At 65.3% G+C, this 1465-nt stretch carries 1 protein-coding gene; it reads left to right on the top strand.

The genetic code is table 11. The features are described 5' to 3' along the window. Positions 1-706: 706 nt before the first annotated feature. On the top strand, positions 707-1465 hold a 759-nt coding region (locus NTW26_07450; protein MCX7022092.1), incomplete at its 3' end, for a GNAT family N-acetyltransferase.

The following is a 1465-nucleotide window of genomic DNA, read 5'->3' as shown; positions in this document are numbered from 1 at the left end:
GCTCCTCCCACGGGGAGAGGGGAGACATCACCGGGCCGACCTGAAGGTCGGCCCCTACGAGGGTGATGGACGATTAACCGCCGCACGCCCAAATGTAGGGCGGGGATTACATTCGGTCGCAGATACCTATCCCCGCCGCGGCGGCCCGCGGAGGGGCCGCCCTACACAATCGCAACCTCGCGGCGCGTCGACGGGATTGAGGGTGAAGGCTTCCTCCTACCCCCTCTCCCTTTTAGGGAGAGGCTCGCCTACGGGCTAGGGTGAGGGTCGTAGCTGATAAGGTTGGATGGTATAGAAAGCGTCTCCCTCTCCCTGTGGGAGAGGCGCGCCTACGGTCCGGGGTGAGGGCTGCCTTAGAAAATAAATACGGCGGGGACTAAAGTCCCCGCCCTACATTACGAACCGCTCAACACCCCGTAGGGACGACCGGTAGGACGAGTCCTCCACGGTCGCCCGCGGAGAGCCTGGAGGCCGCGTCGAGATAATTAACCTATTTCCGCCTGAAATTATCGGATTACTCCGCTATACTACCTCCCGGAGTCTGTCGGGCGCTTGAAGAAGCTAAAGGGCAAGGCGACACCGGAACGCCCCGCAACCTGAATCCACCATCGCTCCCGGGGGCGGTTCATCCCGCCCCCGTATCTTTAACCCCGGCGCCGGATGACGTATAATATTCCCGGGAACGTGCCGTAAAACGGGGGCGCGGATGCTCAAGGAACTCAAGGATTACGAAAAGCTGCGCGGCCTCTTGGCGGAGAACCCCCCGGCCGCCGCCATGATTGATTACACCCTCTTCCACCAGACGCCGGAACCCGGCGAGCCCTTCCGGCTCTGCCTGGTGGACGACCCGGAGAACCCGGCCTGCGTCCTCGTGGTTGGCTGGAGCAACCTCTTCTTCGCGAAGGATCCGGACACGTTCGACCTGGCGCTGGAGTACTTCGACTCCGCCGCCTACCGGGAGCTGGTCGAGGGAGCCTTCCGCGACGACCCGAAGACCGTCGCGGATTTCCTCGAGGCCTACCGCTTCGCCGGTCTCCAGCAGTGTTACAGCGAGAGGCTTTTGCGGGAGGGTGAGCTGGTTCATCAGACGCGGTGCTGGGTCCATTACTGGGATTTCCCGCCGCCCCGGGAACCCGCGGTGCCGCTCCGTCCTCTCTCGCCGGAGCACGCCCACGTCGTCGAGGCCCACTGGGAGTTCGGCGAGCACGACGAGGGTTCCGTCGGCTACATCCGCTGGCGGATCGAGTCCGGCCCCACCCTGGCCTTCTACGACGAGCGGGGCGAGCCGGGGGCCTGGTGCATCACCCACGGCTCGGGCTCCATGGGCCACATCTACACCCGCCGGGCCTACCGCCGCCGGGGCCTGGCCCAGGAAATCGCCTTCGGGATGATCCGGGCCGTCCTCGAGGGCGGCTGGCTCCCCCACGCCCACATCAAGCAGGTGAACGAGCCGTCCCTGGCCCTG

Source organism: bacterium (assembly GCA_026398675.1).
Lineage (GTDB): Bacteria > RBG-13-66-14 > RBG-13-66-14 > RBG-13-66-14 > RBG-13-66-14 > RBG-13-66-14.
The sequence above is the reverse complement of the archived record's forward strand: the minus strand, read 5'-3'. Positions and strand labels throughout refer to the sequence as shown.